At 37.6% G+C, this 2,080-nt stretch carries 4 protein-coding genes; all 4 read right to left on the minus strand.

Annotation, left to right across the window (positions count from 1 at the left end; translation table 11 throughout):
- Positions 1–389: 389 nt before the first annotated feature.
- Positions 390–617: a type II toxin-antitoxin system HicA family toxin gene (locus MTBBW1_RS07685; protein ID WP_080801543.1), complete on the minus strand. Its 228-nt coding sequence runs from the start codon at positions 615–617 to the stop codon at positions 390–392.
- A gap of 1 nt (position 618) precedes the next feature.
- Positions 619–831, minus strand: coding sequence for a type II toxin-antitoxin system HicB family antitoxin (locus tag MTBBW1_RS07690; protein WP_080801546.1), 213 nt, complete (start codon positions 829–831; stop codon positions 619–621).
- A gap of 62 nt (positions 832–893) precedes the next feature.
- Complete coding sequence (locus MTBBW1_RS29950; protein ID WP_281255624.1) at positions 894–1,019, minus strand: hypothetical protein; 126 nt, start codon at positions 1,017–1,019, stop codon at positions 894–896.
- 371 nt (positions 1,020–1,390) lie between these two features.
- A partial coding sequence (locus MTBBW1_RS29035) for an ATP-binding protein (RefSeq protein WP_281255625.1) occupies positions 1,391–2,080 on the minus strand: 690 nt, incomplete at its 5' end.

The following is a 2,080-nucleotide window of genomic DNA, read 5'->3' on the forward strand; positions in this document are numbered from 1 at the left end:
CATAATACTTGTTCTTTTTCCTGCTTGACTTAACTCACGAGTGAGAAGTTCTCTGATTTATATCCACATATGGCATTTCGAAAATTTAAAACACAATATGTAGTATTAAAAAAAAGAACTTCCAACTCACGAGGATTTAATGACTAACTTAAAATCTGTCTTCAATTAGTAAAGAATGAGTACTAAGTAACACTACCATTTGAAAATCGAAACATACCGGCCTTCAACGATATGGTATTTTGAAATGGGTAAGTTATTTAAAACCATTACCTTAAGATGAGATAGTGCAAATCATTTTTTTCTAAAAATCACCTATTCAATGTGACTTGCAAAGCAGCAATGTAACTTTAAAAATACAGATGGAGATATGAAACATGCCCAGAATTCGCTCATAAATTAGAAATAAATTCATCAACTGTCATTCCAGCATCTTTTATCAGGTCTCGCAGTGTACCTCGTTTAACATCTTTACCTTTATGCATTGGTATCGAAAGAGTTGCCTCTTGACCAGGTTTTTCCATCGCTACATGGCTTCCTTTTTGTCTGGATATTGACCAACCTGCTTTTTGAAACGCTCGAACGATAACTGTTCCTGTATAAGTGCCCAATCTTGACATTTTAAAGCAGCACTTCAAGAATTTGTTCATTTGGTCTTATGGATTTGGCAGCTCGCTCATTCAACACCTCAAGACAGAGTTCAATTGCTTCCTGAATATTCAAGACAGCCTCATCAATACTATCCCCTTGAGAATGACATCCAGTTAAAGCAGGGCAACTTACATTATATCCACCATCTTCAATATCTGGTTTTAAAACAATTCTAAATTTCATAAATGTTCTCCATGCATAAAACACATCGGAATCTTTCTCTCATAAAAAATCACCCTTTCCATTTAAAAAGGATTTGTATCAATTAAATACTCAAAATCGACACCTATGATCTTTTGAGCCTTGTCAATACTGTCTGAATCAGGATGCCCAAGATTAACAGGATAAGGCAGGATATCTATCCTAAACATCCTTTTTTTCCTGGTTATCCTGATTCAGACAAATTCAATAACTGCCGCAAAAGCCATGAAGATGTCGATTTTGAGTAAATATAATCAACCCCAACCCTGCTCTGCCAGTCAAGAACAAAAAAAGAGCATTATGTACCTGTCCCCAGCTCCTCCCCTTTTATTTTTATCATAATTCCATTTATAATAATTCATAATTTATAATCAAGCATAGCATGTGCTTAATGTCAACATCAAAAACAAACGCATTTGGATATGCTTTTTCAAATGCGTTTTGTGTTTGTTTTGAAAACTGCTGACAGGCCAAATGACCAGATGAGGGTGAAGGTGTAAAATTCAGGCAATGGCAATCTTGCAACCTAAAGCATTGAGAATTAACTCTGTTTGGATTGACTAAGTAAGAGATCTTGGCCTTTTTTGGTAAGGCGATATTTTTGTGACGGACTTTTTGGTGAGTCCGGTTGTGTCATCTCAATTAATTTTAAAGCAAGTGCAGGAGCAAGATAATTTCGAGTAAAATTGACTCGATCCTTGAGTTTCAAAAGTTTCATAATCTCCGCCCTGTTCATCTCGTATTCCAAGTTTCTCATCAAATTAATTACTTGCTGGGTTACTTGCTGGGTTACTTGCTGGGTTACTTGCTGGGTACCAACATCTGCCTGCTTACCCAGAGGCACTACAAATCTGATTTTCGTACCAATCTCAAGGATTCGAGGTTCTGGCAAACCAAGTGCTTGTGCCTCATTGAACATTCGAGGCACACCGGTACCCCACTGCTCAATAAGGTTAATCTCTCTAAAAAAACGGGCAATAACAGGATTTCTGATTTTTGAAACTCCTTGACGCATGTCTTCAATGGTCATGCCGGGTAAAAGAATACCCGGATTTTCGATTTCAATTCGGTCATCGAAAAATGCAATACGAATTGGTGCGCCCCGTTGGGAATAGTCGGCATGGACAAGTGCATTAATCACCGCTTCACGAAGGATAACAAGGGGAATGCTCCAGTCATCCTTACGTCGAACTTCTGAAAAGTCCGCACCACGCATGGCATGTTTTTTTAA

The sequence above is a fragment of the Desulfamplus magnetovallimortis genome, from assembly GCF_900170035.1.
Lineage (GTDB): Bacteria > Desulfobacterota > Desulfobacteria > Desulfobacterales > Desulfobacteraceae > Desulfamplus > Desulfamplus magnetovallimortis.